Genomic DNA, 21,617 nt, shown 5'->3' with positions numbered 1-21,617 from the left:
TTGTACTGATCACGCCCCCTGCATCTGCCCCCGGCCAACATTATCGACTTTGAATTGAATAAAATTAACTTCAAAACAACGAAATGCGGGCCTATTCTTACGTAAAATTATAATATTCTTTTTTCTAATGTCTGGTGTCTTTGACACACAAAAGCGCCATGTCGACGACCCGGGGGATTGTGGGGACAATGTCGTTTACGACGATTTTAGGCATTATGGTCGGCCTTGGCCTGTTTATCGGGTCGATCTTTATTTCGACCGATAACTATCTGGTATTCTTAAGCCTTTCGAGCGCACTGATGGTGGTTGGCGGGACGCTGGCCGCGACATTTATTGCCTATGAGGCGCGCTATGTGTTGCTGGCACTCAGACTGATTTTCAAGATTTTCCGCGCCCCGCAAATGGGCCGCGGCCAACTGACCGGCGAAGTCGGCCGTGTGGTAAAATGGGGCTATCTGTTGCAGAAAAAGGGTATCAACGCCCTTGAACAGGAAGCCGAACGGGTCGGCAAGGACGAACCGTTTCTGGGCTGGGCGATGGAGGTCGTCATTACCGGCTATGATGGCGAGGAAACAGCCGAGATGCTTCACAATGCCATCGACAACGCCTTTAGCCGCAACCTGGTACCGGTTGCTATCCTTAAGAGCATGGCCGCCGCCGCCCCGGCCTTTGGCATGATCGGGACACTGGTCGGCCTTGTCATCATGCTTGATAAAATGGCCGATGATCCGACCTCGTTGGGGGCCGGTCTCGCGATTGCGCTGATTACGACATTGTATGGCATTGTTGCCGCCCGGTTCTTTTTCCTGCCAGCGGCCAGCAAAATCCAACAGCGCGAGGAAATCATGCGGTTTCGCAATTACCTGATCGCTGAAGGCCTGATCATGCTGGCCGATCGCAAAGGCCCGCGCGCCATTCAGGACAGGATGAATTCCTTCCTTGATCCGGCCATTCATTTCAACATCGACAAGTCGTCGAAGTAAGGGGATCGATCATGGCCCGCGGCAAGAGACGCCTGCAATTCAAGGAAGAAGAACCGGTCAACGAGGATTGGCTTGCGACCTATGCCGATGCCATCACCCTTTTGATGGCTTTTTTCGTCATGCTGGTCAGCTTCTCCAAGGTCGAAATACCGATGTTTGAAAAGGTCCAGGCTGGCATTGCCGAACAGATTGGCAAACGCGAAGTTGTACGCCCGACACAGGTGCTTGAAACAGATCTGCGCGATGTCGTTTTCAACATGGCGCTGGACAGTGCGGTCAATGTGTCAACCGATGACGAAGGCATTCTGATGGAAATGGGCAGCGCGTCATTCTTCCAACCGGGATCCGCCAACCTGACCAATGATGCTGTCCTGTTTCTCAAGGATGTCGGGGATCTTCTGAAAGAACCGCGCTATCTCGGTTTTCAGGTCGAAGTTTCCGGTCACACCGACGATAGCCCGATCAATTCACCGCGGTTCCCGACAAACTGGGATCTGGCGGCGGGTCGTGCCATCGCTGTTGTACGCTTCTTTGCCGCCCTTGGCGTTGATCCTGACAGCAAACGCATGCGTGCGATTTCTTACGGCGACACCAAACCGAAATTGCCAAACCGCAACGATTTCGGCGAACCGATCCCGGAAAACCGCGAAGCCAACCGCCGGATTGAAATCCGTGTCTTCCCGAAATACTCCCGCGTGTTTTGAAACGTCCCCCTGTCACACCACCATAACTTGACGCCAACCCGACCCGGAAATACAATTCAAGGGCGCGCAGAAGATACAAAATTTCACCCTGAGGTTATCACCGAGCTCAGCCTTCTTTTCTTTTGGCTTGGTCAGACGACCATCTGGTCTGCGCTGACACGTCAAACAGGAAGGTGGGAAAATGAAACTCTCCAAAATTTTTCAAACCCTGACTGCCCTGATGATCCTCCCGTGTGCGGCTATTGCACAAACCAATCAAGCTTCCGAGCGCCCCAATATCCTCGTCATATGGGGCGATGATGTCGGAATGTGGAACATCAGCGCCTATCACCGTGGAATGATGGGTGGTAGCACCCCTAATATTGATCGCATCGCCAATGACGGCATGCTGTTCATGGATCATTATGCACAGGCTTCCTGCACGGCTGGTCGTGCGGCGTTCCTGACCGGCCAATATCCGATGCGTCTCGGACTTAGTACCGTAGGCATCCCGGGATCGCCCATTGGCCTGCAGGAAGAAGACCCGACACTTGCAGAAATGCTGCGTGAACAAGGCTATGCAAATGGCCAGTTCGGCAAGAATCACCTTGGCGACCTCGATGAACACCTCCCGACCAATCATGGCTTCGACGAATTCTATGGCATTCTTTATCACCTAAATGCCGGGGAATATATCGAACAGTACGACTATCCGACCGACAGCAAGGTGGCCGAATACATCGCCCAGCGCGGTATTATTCATTCCCTGCATCAGGAAGACGGCACGCAATCCATCGAGGACCTTGGTAGTTTCGGGCGCGAACGGCAACGGACGCTTGATCAGGAAGTCCTCGAAGAGTCCAAACGTTTTATTCGTGATGCTGTGTCAGACGACAAACCATTCTTTGTCTGGCATAACACCACGCGCATGCATTACCGCACCAATCTAAGCCAGGAATATGACGGTGTAACCGGCTACGGCCTTTATGCTGACGGCATGAAAGAGCTTGATGATGATGTCGGCGAGCTCCTCGACCTTCTTGATGAACTTGGTGTGGCAGACAACACCATGGTCATGTTCTCCACGGACAATGGCGCGGCATCCAACAGCTGGCCCGACGGCGGCAACCAGCCGTTTCGTGGCGAAAAGGGTGTTGGCGGTTATGAAGGCGGGTTCAGGGTCCCCATGGCAGTCAAATGGCCCGGCGTTGTGCCCCCCGGCACCACAACCGGCGAATTCATGACCATGGAAGACTGGGTACCAACCATCATGTCGCAGCTCGGTGAGAAGGATCTCAAGGAAAAGCTGCTTGATGGTCACAAGATTGGTGATCGCAATTACCGTGTCCATCTGGACGGTTATGATCAAACCGATATCCTGACCCAGGCAGGCCCAACCAAACGCAAGGAATTCTTCTATTTCACGGAGACGAAGTTCCACGGCTTGCGCTATGGCGACTGGAAATTCCTGTTTACCGAGCAGGATCAATGGTTCAACGGTGTGGCCAACAACCTGACCAGCCCATTGATCACCAACCTGAAACTCGACCCGTTCGAACGGTTCCATGAAGCACGCGGCTTTGATGAATGGCAGGAAAACCGCACATGGACTCTCGGCCCGGCAATTAGCGTCGTGAACAATTTCTTCAAATCATTTGAAGAATACCCGCCGCGTCAGGCCAGCTTTACGGTCAATGTCGACGAGATTATCCAAGACATGCAAAGCGGCCATTCACGCTAAGACGACTGGCTAAGCGTCCCTGCAAGGATCGCGGGGACGCGGCCACGGGCTTTTTTGCGCGAAAACACTCTATTCGATGTGCAACACCATTTCATCGCGGGCGGCAAACGCGCCTGACCAGGTGGCGCGTGCCTTTTGCTCGATAATGGTCATCGCCGCATCATCATGTTCCGGATCGTGATGGAACAGTGCCAGTTGCTTGGCATTGGCGGCCCGGCACAGGCGAATGCCTTCCTGCCATGTCGAGTGCCCCCACCCGACTTTTTGCGGGAATTCTTCGTCGGTGTAGGTGCAATCGTAAATCACCAGATCAGCATCTTCGATGAAATCAAGAATGATCGGGTCCGGGGTTTCCGGATCGTGTTCGGTATCGGTCACATAGCACACCGCATTGCCATCATGCTCGACACGAAACGCCGTCGCCCCGTTAGGGTGACGCAAGGGTGCCGTCTTGATTACGATACCGTTGGCGGGATGCAATTCATCCCCGACACTGAAATCCTCAAATGTGAGTTTAGATTGCATGGTAGACAGCTGCACGGGAAACGTCGGATCGGCCATTTGCGCCGAGAACACCCGCTCCACCCCGCCCTGATGGGTCAGATGCCCTGCCATGACACGGAAGGACGCATTTGGGTTATAGGCCGGCACAAAGAACGGAAATCCGTTGATGTGATCCCAATGTGTGTGGGTCAGGAAGATATGGGCATGGGTAATATGACGCCGGATCAAGTCCTTGCCAAGATTGCGGATCCCGGTCCCGGCATCAAAGATCAGGACCTCGTCACCGACACGCATTTCGATGCAACTGGTATTGCCACCATAAATAACATGGTCAGGTGACGGGCATGCAATGCTGCCACGAACGCCCCAGAATTTAACCTCAATCGCCATTCACCAAATCCTGCTCAAGGATTGATTGCTTATCGCAAACACCAATATTCAAACCGTCATACGATCACATAACATGCTTACGAACCCATCATTTATTGCGCGTAGCACATTCACTTAACGCCAACAATGCTTCCGATCACAGCGCCCATCACTTTATCGGCGCGTCCGCAATTCACCGCCACTTCACACAGCCCGATCGAATTGCGGTAATGGAAAGCCGATCCTTCCGGAACGTCGGAGAATGTCCGCGCCCCGGAAACGACATGCGCATTGATCGTGATCTTTTCAGCAAGTGAACGCGCAGAAAGTCCCGTCATCAGGTTGCCATAGGGATCGACATAGATCACTTCAGCCAATTCATCCGGCCAATCCTGTGCCGGACCGAACCGCGCATCAAGTGCGATCGGATGTGATGCAAAAGCCTGATCGGTTGCGATCCATGCGGTAACGGGGCCAAAGATATCCCGGCCATGGAAGCTTGCCGATGCATCATCGGGCATCCAGTCAATGACCTTGATCGATACCTTTTCGGCACGCCTTATAATCATTTCAAACAAACCATTGTCCGGCCCGACATATGAAACGTCATCGGCCGTAACAACAAGCCCCTGACGCGCACTGCCCACGCCCGGATCAACAACCGCCAACACCACATCGCCCGCCTGAAATTCGCGGGTTAAGGCCGCCAGAAGGTAACTTGCGGCCTTCGGGTTCCGGTCCGGCGCATCACACATCAGATCGCAGACCGGCACATCGGGCGCATGGCGCATCACGACCGACCGCATGGTGCCGCTATAAGGGCCGTTTACACCAAAATCGCTAAAGACAAAGATCATGGCATGTTACCGGGATAACGGTTGAACAAGTTTAGGTTTAGGCTCAGGACCTAGCGTGCAGACAACAACGCCGGTGGCAACATTTTGATCCCACCGGCGTTGTCGCAATTCTTTTTAAGATAAGGTCGATGGACCCGAAGTGCTACTTGACCTCGCAGAACTGGCCACGTCGTTTCAGCTCCGCACACAGCGAGCTTGCCGCACTATCGCTTAGTCCCGTTGCCATCAGGCGATAATAGGTGCCCTTGCCCGGAATGCTGGCGCGCGTGACACCATGTTGAAGCGGGGCAAGTTGGCCATAGCGGCTGCTCAGGATCTGCCAGCCGCGTTCAGCCTGTGCCTCATTGCGATAAGACGCCAGATGAACGGATTTGGAGCCACTTGCCATGGCAGCAGGCGCGCTTGCCATTTCCTCAGCCGCCTGAACCGGGCGGCTTTCACCCGTGGCGACACGGCGAACCGGTTCCCCGGAATTAAGCGTCATTGCCGTGCCCTGTGCCGGTTCGACAATGGCGGCCTCAATCGCGTCACGTTCGCGCTTGAACTCATCGGGTGTCACCAGCTTCATCTGTTGCAGGTCTTCGATGCGCGCAATCTGGCGTGCAGCATCCATCAGACCTTGCGGCGCTGGCGGCGGGGTTGCGCGTTGGCGCGGCAGGGCTGGCAATAACGCATCGAGAATGGCGGTGCGTTCTGTAACATGTTCCTGCACGGTAATCGCCCCGATCTGAAGCGCACGGTTTAGCTGATTAAGGCGCTGTTCGACCTGTTCGCCTTCTGGCGGCGGGTTATTCAAGAATGCCGACGGTGCCGGTTGGCTCATCGGCAGCAAGGCACCAAGGTTTGCCGAACGCCGGGCAGAATATTCCTCGGGCGTGACAAGTCCGGTGGACTGTAAATTGCGCAATATCGCAAACCGTTTGGCGATTGCTTCGTCCCCTGCCGACAGGGCCGCACCAGCCGGAACATCCATCGGCCTGGTTGACGCGCTGGTCATGGACGAAACCGGGTTGCCCGTCATTGGCGCGTTTGTGGCACGACCGGCGGCCACAGCCGCAGCACCATTGCCAAGGCCCGACGGCCCGCTGATGATTTGATCATTGATGCTAAGCGACCCCGGCAGGCCGCGCTGAAGCCGCGACAGGTTGAATTCAGCGGCATCACGCAGCGGACGCGGCTGTGTCCCCGTTGCCGAAGACATCAGAACCGTACCGGGCGGGTTCATCGCGATCAGAGTTTCATATCCATCGCGCGCCCGATCCGGGCGGTTGGTATTTTGATAAAGAACCGACCGCCACAACATTGCATGGCCATCCTGGGGATTTTTGCGCAGTGCCTCGTCAAAATACTTTTCAGCAGATGCATAATCACCGCTGGCCAATTGTTGCAGGCCAAGGGCCGTGTAATTGTCATCGGCAAAGGACGTTGCCTCGTCCCAGAAGTCCTGATCCAGCAGCGGCGCACAGGCCGACACCCATGAAACCATACCGATCACAGCAATACCCTTGCCGATTTTCAGCCAGTTCCCGGTCCGCTTTGCGGATACCTGCATGGCGCCAATCCCCTATTCCATAAAACCCGTTTCGGAAATCATGCTGTAGTGCCAGTTCATATTCCAGCAAAACCAAGCATGGACTTCCCCCATACAGCCTTGATTTTGCACCCTGCTTGCCAACAATTCGTTAAAGCAAATTAATCACTGTTTTTGACGCGACACTTGTCCTGCCATACGTATAGTTTCTATACATAGAATAGTGCTAAAGTGAGTATCTCAACCATTAACCAGACCTTCAGAACATTATGATTTGATCAGACTTCGGTCTTCGGTGTATTCAACCGGCAAATAGCCACTCAAAAAAACGTTTTCTCTTTCAGGGGTTTCGGCGTGATTGAACCGCAGCAATATGGCCAACAGGCCCTTCAGGAATACCTGTTGCTGGATTATGTGCAACGGCTGGAGACCCGTAAGTACGGGCACCGGGCGGTACATATTCACCTGTCGCGCCTAAAGCCGTTCCATCGCCGCGATTATCATATCCGCGTTGCGACCAATACCTTTGAAAGCTATGTCAAACTCTATGTCGGCCGTATCTTTGTTCTGACCAACAATGATCTGATCTTTGTCTGGAAAGACAAATCGATTGCTGATGTGGAACCGGCTGTAGATACGCTGCGCTATCTGTTCCGCGATGATCCGCTTTCACAGGATGACAGCGAGGAAACCGGTTTTTGCACCTGGTACAACCTTAATACCGAGTTCCAGGAATTCCTGTTGCTGTGTCAGCACCTTGATGAGCGCGCCAAAAAGCTTCAGAAAAGCCTGAACATGCGCAGCGCCATCCAGCGTGAAAAAGACAACAACGTCCTCAACCCGATCACGGCCGAAAACCTTGGCGAACTTGAGGAAACCATTCATACAGCCGATCTGTCCGAACATATTCGCCAGCAACCGGTCTGCGTCTTTGCGCATGGCAGTTCCAAGGAACTGCATCCGGTTTTTGACGAGTTCTTTGTCTCGATCACCGATCTGCGTAACGCGCTGATGCCCAATATTGACCTGGCGTCAAACCGTTGGCTGTTCCAGCACATGACCGAGACACTCGACAAACGCATGCTGAACTACCTGTGCAAGCGGACCTTCAAGACGCATGCAAGTTCGTTCTCGATCAACCTTAATCTTGGCACCCTGACGTCCAAGGATTTTGACAAGTTTGATGAAACCGTGCGCCGCAACTGGCAAGGCAACGTGATCATCGAGCTTAATCAGGTTGATCTGTTTTCAAACCTTGAGACCTATCTCAGGGTGCGTGACGATTTCCATGAGCGCGGCTATCGCATCCTGATCGACAACTTGACGGTCGAAGCCCTATCGTTTGTTGATCGTAAACGCCTTAAGGCAGACTTCATCAAGGTCGCTTGGCGCGAAGAGATGACCGATAATGTCATCCGCAAAAAATACTCGGAAATGGACAGCCTGGTGAAGAACTCCGGCCGGGAACGTGTGATCCTTTGCCGTTGTGATTCACCCACCGCAATCAAATTCGGCCAGTCGCTTGGCATCACCCTGTTCCAGGGCCGCTATATAGACAACATGATCGCCCGGCAACGCCGCGCCAAGCGCGACGCCAAAAAGCCCGTCAGACCTGCGCCGACAAGGCCAACCGACGACAAGCCGACGCGATAACCGACAGGCGCCAGACATCCTCCTGACAAACCGGTCAGGAGCCTTGGTTTACCGGCAACCACCTTCATTTCACCTCTTGGCAAAACGGGAACAAAAGCAGTACACATAAGCATGTTGTACGCGCTTTGCCCGGATTGCCATCACAAATGGCGACTGCATCTTGACCGACCGCTCCCCAAAAGCGGTAGCGGGTCCTATGTGCCCTGCCCGGTCTGTTCCTGCAAGCGCGCCATCGCCCACCCGGAACTGCCAGAGCTTGCGATTGGTCATCTTGATTGCGATGCCTTTTATGCCTCGATTGAAAAGCGTGACCGGCCGGAATTGATCGATCAGCCCGTTATTATTGGCGGCGGTCATCGTGGTGTTGTTGCGACATGCTGTTATGTTGCGCGCAAATATGGTGTTCGGTCCGCCATGCCGGCCTTCAAGGCACGGGAACTCTGCCCTGATGCGGTGTTTTTGAAATCCGACATGAAAAAGTATCAGCGCGAAGGCTATCGCATTCGCGACATGATGCGCGCACTCACCCCCGATATCGAACCGCTGTCGATTGACGAGGCCTTTATGGACCTCACCAACGCCATGGGAACCCATGGCAAATCGGCGGCAGAATGCCTGATCGACCTTCAGGCGACAATCAAACGCGAAGTCGGCATTACGGTCTCGATCGGGCTTTCCTATAACAAGTTTCTTGCCAAAATCTCATCGGACCTCAACAAGCCGTTTGGCTTTTCCATGATCGGACGGCGTGAGGCGCTTGATTTCTTGGCCGACAAGCCGGTGCGCATGATGTGGGGTGTCGGCCCCGCGATGGAGCGCAAACTGCACGCAGATGGCGTTACAACCATCGGGCAGTTGCAGGAAATGGACATCCATACCCTTCAGGGCCGATATGGCAGCATCGGCAAGCGGTTCTTTTACTTCTCGCGCGGTGAAGATAACCGGCGTGTGGAGCAAAGCACGGAACGCAAAAGCCTGTCTTCGGAAACTACATTCAACGAAGATATCGCAAGCCTTTCCGAGCTTTCCGAGATCGCCACCCGCCTAACATCACGGGTCGCAAGCGATCTGGCGCGCAAGGAAATCGCCGGGCATACCGTGATCCTGAAACTGAAATCATCGGACTTCAAGCTCCGCACCCGCAACATGCGCCTGACCTATCCGACATTGCGCGAAGACGTCATTCTGGATGCCGCCCTGACCCTGCTTAAAAAGGAAATCGATGGCACGCGCTATCGGTTGCTTGGCGTCGGCGTCGCCGACCTTTATGACGCCGATATGGCCGATCCGGTTGATTTGTTTGCCGGGGATCTCGCCGCCATCACCGATGATGCCGCGCAATCAGACGCAATCACACCAGAAGCCCCGCGTACGATCATCGACCTGCCCCGCCCGACTGCCGAACAATTGCGCGAAAGCCTCACACGGCGTTATCGGCAACACAAAAAGATGGCACCACGCCAACACAAATTCCGTTTCTAGAAGCGAAATCGCGTAAAAGACAATTGACGCACCGCGCGACATTTACACGCTAACATACTGATTTATATTTGGAAAAATGGCGTCCCCTAGGGGATTCGAACCCCTGTTGCCGCCGTGAAAGGGCGGTGTCCTAGGCCTCTAGACGAAGGGGACACAGGCACAAGCATTTTTGTGCGAATGTCGTGACTTTCGGTTGGTGGCGTCCCCTAGGGGATTCGAACCCCTGTTGCCGCCGTGAAAGGGCGGTGTCCTAGGCCTCTAGACGAAGGGGACACATACGCACCAATCGAAGTCAGTCTATGTTAACGAGTGGCGTCCCCTAGGGGATTCGAACCCCTGTTGCCGCCGTGAAAGGGCGGTGTCCTAGGCCTCTAGACGAAGGGGACGCAGCGCGTTAACGAGGCCGGTTTTTAGCGATTGGGTGGGGTCAGGTCAAGCGGCTTTTTCGCCCCTGTGACGTTTTTTTTAATCCCTTGGCGTAAATGATGCCATTCCCGACCAAATACTGAAAAACCCTGGCACACTGTTTAACCAGACGGTTTATTGGCCGCGGCGTCGGGTTCCAATCCAGAAACTGATCCCCGCCACAGCAAGACCACAGCCCAAAAAGACAAACATCGCCTTGTAACCGGTATCCGGGTCGGCCTCATAATGGCCGACAATCAGCCCGGCAATGCCCTGAAGGACGAACAGACCGCCAAAGGTCGCCAGATTGATCGTGGTCAGTGCGCGGCCAATCTGATGTTCGGCCACCGCCTTGCGCGATGCGGCGTAATTAAGCGTCGCACTGCTACCCAGGAAGCCGTGCAACAACATCAAAACCATGGCGATGCCGGTCCCCATTGGCCCGACAAAGGCCTGCAACAGGCAGGCAACCGCCCCGACCAGCACGGCAAAGACGATCAGGCCACGGGTATTGTCCGGCATCATGCGCGAAAGTTGCCCATAGGTCGGCGGACCAATGATCATGCCAATCGTCATCACCAAAAGGATATTGCCAACCTCGACCGCGCCCAGATCAAACACGTCATGTAAATAAGGCCCGCCCCACAGGCCCCGCACCGTCAGGATCGTCGGATAGCTGAAAAACGCCACACCCGACAGCAACCAGACCTGCCGGTTTGACCAGACCGACACCATGCCGCGCAGGACATCACCGACACTTTCGCCGCGCTGGGCATGGGTTGCATGGCCCGGCGGGTTGTCTCGGACCAGAATGAAGTCAAGCACCACCGCAATCAACGCAATACCGGCAAGGCCGTAATAAACCGCCCGCCAGCCATAAGCCTCCACCAGTGTCGCAAGCGGCGTTGCCGATGCCAGAACGCCCATCAAACTGAACGAAACGATCAGTCCGGATGCGGCGGCAAACTTTTCGGGTGCGGTCCAGCGCGCGGCCAAAACCAGTGCCGACATGAAGGCCGCCGAACAGCCAACGCCAATCACCGCTTGGCCTGCCATCAGGCCCAGTACACTTTGCGCATTGGCAAAGATAAAGACACCGGCCACGGTGACCATGGTCAAAAACCCGTTGGTCAGGCGTGGTCCATACCGGTCGAGCAGCACACCGACGGGGATTTGCATGAGCGCAAAGGCAAAATGGAAGCTGCCCGATATCAGGCCAAGCTGTTCGGGTGTCACGGCAAGCTGTTCACGAAGCGGCCCGGCAAGCAGCGCCTGGGCAGAACGGAAAAACTGACTAAGCGAAAAGGCCAGCATGATCGGCATCAGAACGATCAGAAACGATCCGAGGCCATGCTTGGGCGTCGCAGAGGTGGGTGTGGGGCGCGAATTTTGTGTCATGGTGCCTTCAGGATTAGTCTGATCAAACCATAACGGCAAGCATTTGCAGCATCATAGCTGCCCTGCCCAGGGCCACGTCGCTAGACCGGCAAGGCCACATCATCAATGATCAGCTGCACACCATCACGCCCCTGCCAGCTATCGCGACGCAAATGCCCCAAAACATGCAACGGGCGCCCGCCATGCTTGATCAGGGTCTGCCCCATATCATTATCAAGGCATCTGAAAGCAATCGCCTTAAGCCGCCCCTGCCCGTTTGACCCGGTCAGGATACAGCGCACATGATCCTGTCCGACAACGTCGGCCTTGACCGCCCGGCAATCGACAAAGGCAAATCGGGGCTCGGCATTGCCTGCCCCGAACGGACCCAGCTTTTCAAGTGAGTCGATAAGCTCAAGTGTCGCGCCCTTGGCATGAAGCGCCCCGTCGACGGTGATCGTCGGGCGAATATCATTTTCGGCGATTATCTTGGCAAAGCGTTCCTCAAGGAAGGCCTCGAACGCGTCAAGCTTTTCGGGGTCAAGGGTAAAGCCCGCCGCCATATGGTGCCCGCCACCATTGATCAAAAGCCCGGCCTGACGGGCCGCGATAATCGCATCGCCCAGATCAATCCCGCGCACAGAACGCGCAGACCCCTTATAGACCCCGTCAACCTTGCCCATCACAAGCGAAGGCACGTGATAGCGATCCTTAAGTCTGCTTGCGACAATACCGATTACGCCGGGATGCCAGTCATCGCCGCCGACCAGCACCATGGAGCCGACTTTTGACTTGCCCTCCACCGCACTGATGGCCTGATCAAGGACGATATCCTCGATTGCCTTACGCTCACGGTTATATTCATCAAGCCTGCGGGCGATATCCTGCGCCTCTGCGGGGTTCTCGCCCGAAAGCAGGGTAGTGCCCAGAAAACTTTCGCCAACGCGCCCACCGGCATTCACACGCGGCCCAAGGACATAACCCAGGTGATAGGCACTCGGCACTTCGTTGACTCCGGCAATATCGGCAAGTGATGTCATGCCGACATTGGACCGGTGCTTCATCACCTTAAGGCCCTGGGTCACAAACGCCCGGTTCAATCCGCGCAACGGCACCACGTCACACACCGTTCCAAGGGCAACCAGATCAAGCCAGTTGCGCAAATCGGGTGCGCGAACGCCCTTCTTTTCAAGCCAGCCGCGATTGCGCAATTCGCGCAACAACGCCACACAGACCAAAAACGCCACACCAGCTGCACAAAGATGCCCAAGCCCGCTTTCATCATCCAGCCGATTGGGGTTCACGACCGCGACCGCAGGCGGCAATTCTGGCTCTGCCGCGTGGTGGTCGACAACAATGATTTCGATCCCGGCATCGCGGGCTTCTTGCAGTGGGGCATAGGCGGTCACCCCGCAATCAACCGTCAGGATCAGTTTGGCGCCCTTGCGCTGCAGCTCCAGAAGGGCTGTCGCATTCGGGCCATAGCCCTCTTTCATGCGATCGGGAATATGGACAGGAACATCAACGCCAATGGAGCGGAAAAACCGTTTCAACAACGCCGTACTGGTCGCGCCATCGACATCATAGTCGCCAAACACCGCAATCCCCTCGCCCGCCTCAACCGCATCAGCAATGCGCGCGGCGGCCTTGTCCATATCCTGCAAGCTGGAAGGATCGGGCATCAAATCGCGCAGTGTCGGTGACAGGAAACTTTCGGCGTCATCAAGGTCAATGCCGCGCGCGGCCATCACCCGGCCAACAATTTCGGGCACGCCGAAACGCTGCGCAATCGTGGTTGCCAATCGCTCGTCATTTGCGCGTTCCCGCCACCATTTGCCGGTGACGGATCGCTCGATACCCATAAAAGTCTTTTCTTGTGAATGTTCTGTCATGCCCTATGGAATAGCGCAATCTCAGGCGGTCTGAAACCGGATATTTTGCCAATCGATCAAACAGCGCCGAGAGTTCGAAATCCCTAGCCGGCCGGGTTTTCGCCGCACCATTTCAAAACGTTCTCGGCGTCTGCTGCGGGATCATCGACGGGATAGAACACCTTGGTAATCTTGCCATCATCAATGACCATGGTCAGACGCTTGAACAGGCGCATGCCATCTGCCTCGAAATCCGGCATCGCCATGGCTTCCTTGAAGCGATGGTCAGCATCCGACAGCAAGGCAAATGGCAGATGAAGGCGCTCGGCTGCTTCTTTTTGATAATCGGTTGTCTGGCTTGAAAGCCCGAACAGGTTTTTGACCCCGACCGCACGCAATTCCGCGGCGTGATCGCGGAACGAGCAGGATTGCGGTGTACAGCCCTTGGCACCGGGAATTTCGTTCCAGCCTTCCGGCGACGGCACGCCGGGCTCTGCCGTGCGCGGATAGGCATAGACAACCGTACGACCCGCCAATGTCGACAAATCAACGGATGTGTCATTGGTTGCAGACAACCCCATCGCAGGCAGGATCTGCCCCGTCAGGCGTTCAATTACATGCGCGTCACTTTCTGAACTCATCATGATCCTCCCGGGATACAAGAGCGGGCTTTTGTCACGAACAAGGTGCGGCCCTTTGGCTATCAAGATAAGTCTGAACTCAATGCTTAAAAAGAAGCATCGATTTCGTATTGTGAAAAACATTTTGCTTCATCACACCATTTGCCTGCGCGGCAAAGCTGTGCAAACTGGTGCAATAACAAAAACGGATACGCGCAATGCCCCACAAAAAAGGTCTCAGGATCGGATTAACCATCCTGTCCGTACTTGCTGCCCTGATGTCGATGCCAATGGTGATGTTTTCACCAATGATGTTTGACGCACCGGGCTCAGAAGAAAACATCTTCACCCAGTTCCTGTTTTTCAGCGTCCTGGCATTTCCGGTGCTCTGCCTTCTGGGTGGCATTCTGCCCTGGATATTCAAACGCCACCCGAAGTCGATCTGGCTTTATGGGCTCAGCGGCCTTGCCATCGGGCTTGTCATTCTCGCAATCGTGCTGCTGTCGGTTAACTGCGGCGGTGACTTCGCCTGCTGATCAGACGATGCCTTCGTCCGCCGCGATCAGAGCCAACCCGTGTGCCACCGACAGGAACGGCTGGCCGATTTCGATGCGGTCCTTGCCAAAGCGGTCTTCGAACAGCTTGCGCACAGCAGGGACATAGGATGTGCCACCGGTCATGAAGACCTTTGAGACATCACGTGCATCGACACCGGCCTGATCAAGGCAGTTCTTGGCGGCCAGTTCGATCTCGGCCATGTCGGGTGCAATCGAGGCTTCGAAATCGGCACGGGTCAGTTTTTCTTCGATCTCCACCCCGCCATGGGCGAATTGCAGAATGGTGCTGTCATTTTCAGAAAGCTCTGCCTTGGCCTTTGACACCGACTGATAGAGGTGGAAGCCCATTTCATCTTCGATGATCGCCACCAGATCTTCGATATCATCGGGCTTGGTTGCGGACCGGATCAGACCTTTGATTTCGTTGATGGTTTTGGGCTGGTTCATCATCGCCAGTTCGTGCCACCGCGAAAACGCCGTGTAATATTGCCGCGGAACCGGCAGGATCGCGCCCATGGATTTATATTCCGATCCAAAACCAAGGCGTGGCCAGACGGCCTTCTGGATGATGCGATAATCAAACCGGTCACCCGCAACACCAAGACCAGTGTGCGAAAGCGGCTGCACCCCGCGAATGCCCAGTCCCGGCGTAAAGCGGATCAGCGAAAAGTCACTGGTACCACCGCCAAAGTCGGCCACCAGAACTGTTTCGGGTTTATCAAGTTCACGCCCGTAATAATAGGATGCCGCCAATGGTTCGAACACCATGGCCTCGACATCAAAACCGGCCTGTTCATACGCCGCACGCAAACGCATTTCAGCAAAGTCATTGTCCGGATTATTTCCGGCAAAAGCGACAGGACGCCCGGAAATGACCCGCTGTCCCAGCCAGCCAAGGCTGTGTTGCGCGAAGTGATGGATCTGCGTCAGGAACGTACCAATCAGATCTTCGATGGAATAGTTGGTCCCGAAGATATCCGTCCCTTCGAAATCCTTGGCCGCCAGATAGGATTTCATCGACTGGATCAGGCGGCAATCGTGGCTTTCCTTAAGGTATTCCTCAATCGCGAACGGGCCGGAACAGCTTTTGGTGTGGGTCGGCGCATTCGGCGCCTTCAGGTCCTGATCTTCCCAGAAATACAAAATGGTCCGATAGGTATCGAAGCTTTTGGTGCCGACCTCGAACGTGGCGGATTGCACGTTTCCTGCACTGTCTGCCACGGCAAGAACAGAGTTCGTCGTTCCGAAATCAAGGGCAATAATTTCCGACATCAGGCAGGCTCCGGGATTTGGTGTTGGTCACAGGGGGCGGAGGATGTAACGCAGTCCACCTGCCCCTGCAAGCCATTAAACGAAAAAAGGGAGTGCCGAGAATTACATCAAGGCACTCCCTTTTCGAAATTTGCGAACTGGTCGCTTATTTGTACCAGATTTTCCGGCTGAAATCGTGCACCGCACGGACATAACGTACAGTACCAGACTGCGAACGCATCACGATGCTTTCGGTTTCGGCCCCATTGGCAAAGCGACGCACGCCGCGCAGCATCGCACCATCGGTCACACCGGTTGCCGCAAACATGACATTGCCCTTGGCAAGTTCGGTCAGCTTGTATTTACGGGTCAGGTCTTCGATGCCCCATTTTTTCGCGCGCGCGATTTCGTCATCGTTACGGAAAACAAGACGGCCCTGGAACTGACCACCGATGCAACGAAGGGCTGCTGCGGCCAGGACACCTTCCGGCGCGCCGCCGGTACCCATGTAAAGATCAATGCCCGAGGTTTTCTGAGAAGTCGCGATCACACCGGCAACGTCGCCATCCCCGATCAGCATGATGCGTGCACCGGCTTCGCGGGTTTTGGCAATGATTTCCTGATGGCGCGGACGATCAAGAATACACACGACCAGATCTGCAACATCGCAGCCCTTTGCCTTGGCAAGGCTTTTAAGGTTTTCGGCCGGGCTGGCGTCAAGATCAACAACATCATCCGGAAGACCACCGCCAACGGCAATCTTTTCCATATAGGTGTCCGGCGCGTTCAGGAAGCCACCCTTTTCGGCCATGGCAACAACCGCCAAAGAGTTCGGGCCGCCCGTCGCGCAAATGGTCGTGCCTTCAAGCGGATCAAGCGCGATATCGATTTCCGGGCCTTCGCCGGAGCCAACTTCTTCGCCGATAAACAGCATCGGGGCTTCGTCGCGTTCGCCTTCGCCAATCACGACCGTGCCTTTGATATCCATGCTGTTAAGCGCATTGCGCATGGCGTCCACGGCGGCCTGATCGGCTGCCTTTTCGTCGCCGCGTCCCATCAGGCCAGAGCACGCAAGTGCCGCCGCCTCGGTCACGCGAACCGTTTCAAGCGCAAGATTTCGATCCATATCTTCTTCCTCGTATTGCTGATGTGGGGTCTGGGGGCCCCATCTCATTGTTGTCTTTTTATTTTTATGCTCGGTTTTCTGTCCAAGCTATACAACATCGCCCCGCATCATGGCAGATACGGGGCGAATATGTGTTGTTCATTTTGTTAAGATGCGAAGCTTTCAATCCGCATCAGAACCGGCGGCTGTGAATTGCTTTCAAAGGCTGCAATATCATTCACCGCACCCGACATGGCGGACTCAGTCGTTTCGTGTGCCACGATAACCACCGGTACAACACCGCCTTCGGTTTCGGCCCGGCCATGCTGGATCATGGACGCCATCGACACCCCATGCTTGGCAAGGGTTGCAGTCACCTCGGCCATAACGCCGGGGCGGTCCCACACCATCAGGCGCAGGTAATAGGCACCAACATGCTTTTCGAGCGACGCACGCACGTTTTTCTTAAGGCGATCTGCCGGCAGGCCAAACACCGGTGCCGCACGACCAGCCGCGATATCGACGATATCGGCAACCACCGCCGATGCGGTCGGACGTTCGCCCGCCCCGCGGCCCTGCAGGACCACTGGCCCGACATAGTCGCCTTCAAGGGCCACCGCGTTAAACACGCCCTCGACCTTGGAAATCTGGGTTGCACGATCGACCATCACCGGGGATACGCGCTGCTCGATGCCTTCGGCCGTCTGTTTGGCGATACCAAGCAGTTTGATGCGATACCCAAGTTCTTCGGCAAGCTGGATATCAAGCGCTGAAACGCTTCGGATGCCTTCGACCGCAACTGCGTCAAAATCGACTTCGACCCCAAAGGCGAGGCTTGCAAGGATCGCAAGCTTGTGCGCGGCATCAATGCCATCGACATCAAAGGTCGGATCAGCTTCGGCATAGCCAAGTTTCTGTGCCTCTGCCAGAACGTCGGCAAAGTCACGGCCCTGTTCACGCATCGTGGTCAGGATATAGTTGCACGTGCCGTTCAAAATGCCGGTCACGCGCGAAATCTCGTTACCAGCCAGACCTTCGCGCAATGCCTTGATCACCGGAATACCGCCAGCGACCGCCGCCTCATAGGCGATGGTGACATTGTTGGCATCGGCAATCCGTGCAAGTTCCGCCCCCTTAAGCGCAATCAGCGCCTTGTTGGCGGTCACAACGTGCTTGCCATTTTCAAGGGCGGCCTTGCAGGTGTCATAGGCAATACCATCTGATCCGCCGATCAGTTCGACAAGGATGTCGATTTCCTTGTCCGCGGCAAGATCACGGGCATCATCATACCAGGTCAGGCCTTCGGTCGAAAAACCACGATCGCGAGTTCGATCACGCGCCGATACCGCTGTGACGACAATCTGGCGACCCGAACGGTCTGTCAGAAGGTCGCGATGTTCACTCAGCAGTTTAACGGTTCCGGCACCGACCGTACCAAGGCCTGCCACACCGATTTTGACGACGTCTTTCACGATAACTCCTTGTCGCGTGGTTACATCTTTGGCTCCGCCCGTGATCAAAAAAAGATCACTGCGCCCTGATAACAGAACGCCCGGGACATGTCCCGGGCGAAACACAGAATGCTTTATGAGATATCAGACGGATTTCTTCAACAGTTCACGTGCAGATTCTGCATCGGGGCATTTGGCAAAGAACTGTTTGATGTTGCGATTGGCCTGACGAATGCGGTGCTTGTTTTCCACAAGCGCGATACGCACATGGCGATCACCATACTCGCCAAAGCCAAGACCCGGTGCCACGGCAACGCCTGCTTCCTGCAAAAGCAGCTTGGAAAAATCAAGCGATCCCAGTTCGGCAAAGGCATCGGGGATCGGTGCCCAGGCAAACATGGTTGCCGCCGGGCTTGGGATTTCCCAACCAGCACTTTGCGCCCCTTCGATGAAGATATCGCGGCGTTCGCGGTACAGATTGCGGAATTCCTCGACACAGTCCTGCGGACCATTGAGGGCCGCGGTTGCGGCGACCTGAACCGGGGTAAAGGCACCATAATCAAGGTATGACTTGATGCGGGTCAGTGCGTTGATCAGCTTTTTATTGCCGGTGGCAAAACCGATACGCCAACCCGCCATCGAATAGGTTTTCGACAACGAATAGAATTCAACGGCGATATCCTTTGCACCCTTGCACTGCAGGATCGAGGGCGGCGGATTGCCATCAAAATAGATCTCTGAATAGGCAATATCCGACAGGACATAGATTTCATGCTTGCGGCAGAAATCGACAACTTCCTGATAGAACGCCAGATCCACCACAAGGGCGGTCGGGTTGGCCGGGAAGTTCAGAACAACCGCACTTGGTTTCGGGACCGAGTGTTTCACCGCGCGATGAAGCTGATCCATAAAGCTTTCGGTATTGAACGTCCCCTGATCATCATGGCCAATCGGGATATGGCGCAATGCCGCGCCTGCGATGATGAATCCGAATGCATGGATCGGATAGGACGGGTTGGGCACCAAAAAGATATCGCCGGGGCTTGTGATCGCCGCAGCCAGGTTTGCCAATCCTTCCTTGGAACCAAGGGTCACAACGGTTTCAGTTTCCGGATCAATATCGACGCCAAAGCGACGACCGTAATAGGCCGCCAATGCCTTGCGCAGGCCGGGAATGCCGCGCGACATCGAATAGCCATGGGTGCGCGGGTTCTGGACCGTTTCAACCAGCTTGTCGACGATATGCTGTGGGGTCGCCGGGTCCGGGTTGCCCATGCCGAAATCGATAATGTCCTCCCCCGCTCGCCGCGCCGCCGCCTTCATCGCATTTACTTCTGCGAATACATAAGGCGGTAGACGTTTTATGCGGTGGAAGTCCTGCGACATTATCCTGTTTCCTCGTCAAATCACTGAAATTCGAATTTTATGCGAAAAGCATATCCTCGATTTCTCGAAAGTTGCGTTTAGGCCCGATATTGAGGCCATTAATAGCGTACAATTCGAAGGATGTACCTTTTCTTGAAATCATACTCAACGAATTAATGCGCGGAAAATACGCATAAATGCGATTTACGGCGGGTAAAGGACCGGGTGACGTCAGGCTGACGGCAAAAACCCGACCATTTCCGGACGTACGATGCCCAAACGCAAAAAACGCGGAAGGATTTCTCCCTCCGCGTTTTGCTGTTTGGTTCTGAACTGTTTTGATCGACGTGATCAGTAATCCAGATAAATCTCGACACGGCGGTTGCCGGCTTCGCCCGCCGGAACGCCTTCGTAGTAGCGCGGATCGGCCGAGCCATCCGCCCCGACAAAGATTGCATTCGGATGGACGCCAAGCTCAATCAGGCGCGACACAACGGCCGCGGCACGGCCTTCGGACACACGGCGGTTTACTGCCAGATGTTGTTCAAGCGACATATTGCCGGTACGCATCGACGCATGACCAATCACGCGGATAAAGCCGCTGGTCTGCTGCCAGGTTGCCGCAACCTGTTCAAGCACGTTGTAATCAGCACCACCAAGGTTGGTCGAACCGTGCGCGAACTGGATCTGTGCGATCTGCACTTCACTGACAGCCGGGCCAGCCTGATCAATCGACTGCACGCCAAGACGCGATGCCAGCGCATCGTTGGTGACCGTCATGTCATAAGATGCGGAGTCGCCATACATCGGCTCCGCCCCGCCCAACTGGCTTTCATCGACGATCACCGAACCATTGTCGGAATACATCGAATAATCAAATTCCTGGGTCTGCACTGGCGCCGGTTCATTGGCAAACACGCCCTGACCTTCGGCCAGACGACGCTGATACTGATCCATGACCGGATCACCAGACGATACTGGAGTACCCGCACTCGTCTGTTGTGCAGACTGTCCACTCTGCGCTGCCTGTGCAGCCTCATAGGCTGCCAGCTGTTGGGCCCGGGCATCGGCCCCCTGTGCCGCAGTCGGTGCTGCAGGCGGGGCTTCCGGTGTCGGGACCGGACCACTGGAAGGTGATTTTGCATTCCATTCGTCAGCAATCTTGGAGCCGCTTGGCGCAGAGGTGACCGCGCTCGTGGTGGCAGTTGCCGCCGCAGAACTGCCGGTATCGGCCATCGAACTGCTGGAAACCGGTGTTGTCGGTGCCGGATTGATCGCGGGTTGCGACGCCGGTGCTGCCGGTGCGGCTTGCAGCGCGTTCACAGGCGGGCTGCTTTGACGGCGGCCACCCTGCTCATACTGGGCATTCTGGCGGTCTGCGGCGAGGCCGGCAACCAGTGCATCACGTTCTGCATCGCCGGTGACAACCGGTTTAGCGGGCGTGTCGGAGAGGTTCGGGTATTCGCCATCTTCACCCGGAATGGCTTCGTCGGATTTGACGGCGCGCTCTTCATCTTCGCCATCAAACATGTCTCCGACGGATTTGCCCCACTCGACCGGATTGATCGCATCGGGAACCGAAGAACAGGCGCCAAGTGTCAGCACCACAGCCAGGGCCGAGCCCGTCTGCAGCAATACCCGCAGCTTCCCCCTTGCAGTCTCCTGCCAAGCCCCCTGCCCGGTGGTCGATTTCAGAACGCCCATTTCTTTTCGCTGCTCCAAATTCAGTTGGACGACGTCTGCATTAAATCAATCCGCAAAAACGTCACCTTATAATTCTTGTACTACCCCTAAACGACGCGCTAGGCTAAG

At 55.4% G+C, this 21,617-nt stretch carries 18 protein-coding genes and 3 tRNA genes; 6 read left to right on the top strand and 15 right to left on the bottom strand.

The features are described from left to right. The first annotated feature begins 188 nt into the window (after window positions 1-188). From WBY09_RS09260 to WBY09_RS09250, 3 genes are all read left to right on the top strand, one after another. Window positions 189-983 (top strand): motility protein A, encoded by a 795-nt coding sequence (locus tag WBY09_RS09260; protein ID WP_063090019.1) that lies wholly within the window; start codon window positions 189-191, stop codon window positions 981-983. Window positions 984-994: 11 nt separating this feature from the next. After that, window positions 995-1,687, top strand: a complete 693-nt coding sequence (locus WBY09_RS09255) for an OmpA/MotB family protein (RefSeq protein ID WP_064780769.1) — start codon at window positions 995-997, stop codon at window positions 1,685-1,687. Between the two features lie 181 nt (window positions 1,688-1,868). Further along, window positions 1,869-3,407 carry an arylsulfatase gene (locus tag WBY09_RS09250; protein WP_336232569.1) on the top strand — a complete coding sequence of 513 codons (1,539 nt, stop codon included), beginning with the start codon at window positions 1,869-1,871 and terminating at the stop codon, window positions 3,405-3,407. 69 nt (window positions 3,408-3,476) lie between these two features. Here WBY09_RS09250 and WBY09_RS09245 read toward each other — a convergent pair whose 3' ends face one another. From WBY09_RS09245 to WBY09_RS09235, 3 genes are all read right to left on the bottom strand, one after another. Then, window positions 3,477-4,301, bottom strand: coding sequence for an MBL fold metallo-hydrolase (locus WBY09_RS09245; protein WP_336232568.1), 825 nt, complete (start codon window positions 4,299-4,301; stop codon window positions 3,477-3,479). A gap of 110 nt (window positions 4,302-4,411) precedes the next feature. Further along, window positions 4,412-5,137 carry an SAM hydrolase/SAM-dependent halogenase family protein gene (locus tag WBY09_RS09240; protein WP_336232567.1) on the bottom strand — a complete coding sequence of 242 codons (726 nt, stop codon included), beginning with the start codon at window positions 5,135-5,137 and terminating at the stop codon, window positions 4,412-4,414. A gap of 142 nt (window positions 5,138-5,279) precedes the next feature. After that, window positions 5,280-6,689, bottom strand: coding sequence for an SPOR domain-containing protein (locus tag WBY09_RS09235; protein ID WP_336232566.1), 1,410 nt, complete (start codon window positions 6,687-6,689; stop codon window positions 5,280-5,282). Between the two features lie 333 nt (window positions 6,690-7,022). Here WBY09_RS09235 and WBY09_RS09230 point away from each other — a divergent pair, with 333 nt between their 5' ends. Both WBY09_RS09230 and WBY09_RS09225 read left to right on the top strand, forming a co-directional pair. Continuing rightward, a complete protein-coding gene (locus WBY09_RS09230) occupies window positions 7,023-8,321 on the top strand; it encodes an EAL domain-containing protein (protein ID WP_064780765.1) in 1,299 nt (432 codons plus the stop codon). 111 nt (window positions 8,322-8,432) lie between these two features. Then, on the top strand, window positions 8,433-9,803 hold the full coding sequence (locus WBY09_RS09225; protein WP_336232564.1) for a DNA polymerase IV: 1,371 nt from the start codon (window positions 8,433-8,435) through the stop codon (window positions 9,801-9,803). Window positions 9,804-9,880: 77 nt separating this feature from the next. On the opposite strand, the gene WBY09_RS09220 is transcribed toward WBY09_RS09225, so the two are convergent. The 6 genes from WBY09_RS09220 to WBY09_RS09195 all read right to left on the bottom strand — a co-directional run bounded on the left by WBY09_RS09220 (window position 9,881) and on the right by WBY09_RS09195 (window position 14,097). Further along, window positions 9,881-9,956, bottom strand: a tRNA-Glu gene (locus tag WBY09_RS09220). A gap of 44 nt (window positions 9,957-10,000) precedes the next feature. After that, window positions 10,001-10,076, bottom strand: a tRNA-Glu gene (locus tag WBY09_RS09215). Window positions 10,077-10,113: 37 nt separating this feature from the next. After that, window positions 10,114-10,189 (bottom strand) — tRNA-Glu (locus WBY09_RS09210). A 154-nt stretch (window positions 10,190-10,343) separates the two neighbouring features. Then, on the bottom strand, window positions 10,344-11,606 hold the full coding sequence (locus WBY09_RS09205; RefSeq protein ID WP_296990831.1) for an MFS transporter: 1,263 nt from the start codon (window positions 11,604-11,606) through the stop codon (window positions 10,344-10,346). 80 nt (window positions 11,607-11,686) lie between these two features. Beyond that, the gene (recJ, locus tag WBY09_RS09200) at window positions 11,687-13,447 is read right to left on the bottom strand and encodes a single-stranded-DNA-specific exonuclease RecJ (protein WP_286791036.1); all 1,761 of its coding nucleotides are present in this window, start codon (window positions 13,445-13,447) and stop codon (window positions 11,687-11,689) included. Window positions 13,448-13,560: 113 nt separating this feature from the next. Further along, window positions 13,561-14,097, bottom strand: a complete 537-nt coding sequence (locus WBY09_RS09195; RefSeq protein ID WP_286791037.1) for a peroxiredoxin — start codon at window positions 14,095-14,097, stop codon at window positions 13,561-13,563. A 197-nt stretch (window positions 14,098-14,294) separates the two neighbouring features. On the opposite strand from WBY09_RS09195, the gene WBY09_RS09190 reads away from it, so the two are divergent. Then, complete coding sequence (locus tag WBY09_RS09190) at window positions 14,295-14,612, top strand: hypothetical protein (RefSeq protein WP_286791038.1); 318 nt, start codon at window positions 14,295-14,297, stop codon at window positions 14,610-14,612. Here WBY09_RS09190 and WBY09_RS09185 read toward each other — a convergent pair whose 3' ends face one another. The 6 genes from WBY09_RS09185 to WBY09_RS09165 form a co-directional block, all read right to left on the bottom strand. Next, window positions 14,613-15,905 (bottom strand): Hsp70 family protein, encoded by a 1,293-nt coding sequence (locus WBY09_RS09185; protein ID WP_286791039.1) that lies wholly within the window; start codon window positions 15,903-15,905, stop codon window positions 14,613-14,615. Continuing rightward, on the bottom strand, window positions 15,883-15,981 hold the full coding sequence (locus WBY09_RS19910) for an EspF repeat-containing protein (RefSeq protein WP_210517117.1): 99 nt from the start codon (window positions 15,979-15,981) through the stop codon (window positions 15,883-15,885). The genes WBY09_RS09185 and WBY09_RS19910 overlap by 23 nt, the downstream gene beginning before the upstream one ends. A 69-nt stretch (window positions 15,982-16,050) precedes the next feature. Then, window positions 16,051-17,010 (bottom strand): class II fructose-bisphosphatase, encoded by a 960-nt coding sequence (gene glpX / locus WBY09_RS09180; RefSeq protein ID WP_008890926.1) that lies wholly within the window; start codon window positions 17,008-17,010, stop codon window positions 16,051-16,053. 146 nt (window positions 17,011-17,156) lie between these two features. After that, window positions 17,157-18,461, bottom strand: a complete 1,305-nt coding sequence (locus WBY09_RS09175) for a homoserine dehydrogenase (protein ID WP_120225374.1) — start codon at window positions 18,459-18,461, stop codon at window positions 17,157-17,159. A gap of 123 nt (window positions 18,462-18,584) precedes the next feature. Then, window positions 18,585-19,826, bottom strand: a complete 1,242-nt coding sequence (locus tag WBY09_RS09170; protein ID WP_064789508.1) for an LL-diaminopimelate aminotransferase — start codon at window positions 19,824-19,826, stop codon at window positions 18,585-18,587. Between the two features lie 330 nt (window positions 19,827-20,156). Then, window positions 20,157-21,509 (bottom strand): OmpA family protein, encoded by a 1,353-nt coding sequence (locus WBY09_RS09165; protein ID WP_197145116.1) that lies wholly within the window; start codon window positions 21,507-21,509, stop codon window positions 20,157-20,159. Window positions 21,510-21,617 lie beyond the last annotated feature (108 nt).

The organism is Thalassospira sp. CH_XMU1458, assembly GCF_037027205.1.
GTDB classification, from domain to species: Bacteria; Pseudomonadota; Alphaproteobacteria; order Rhodospirillales; family Thalassospiraceae; genus Thalassospira; species Thalassospira tepidiphila.
Note: the sequence above shows the minus strand (reverse complement) of the source record. Positions and strands in the feature narration are given on the sequence as shown.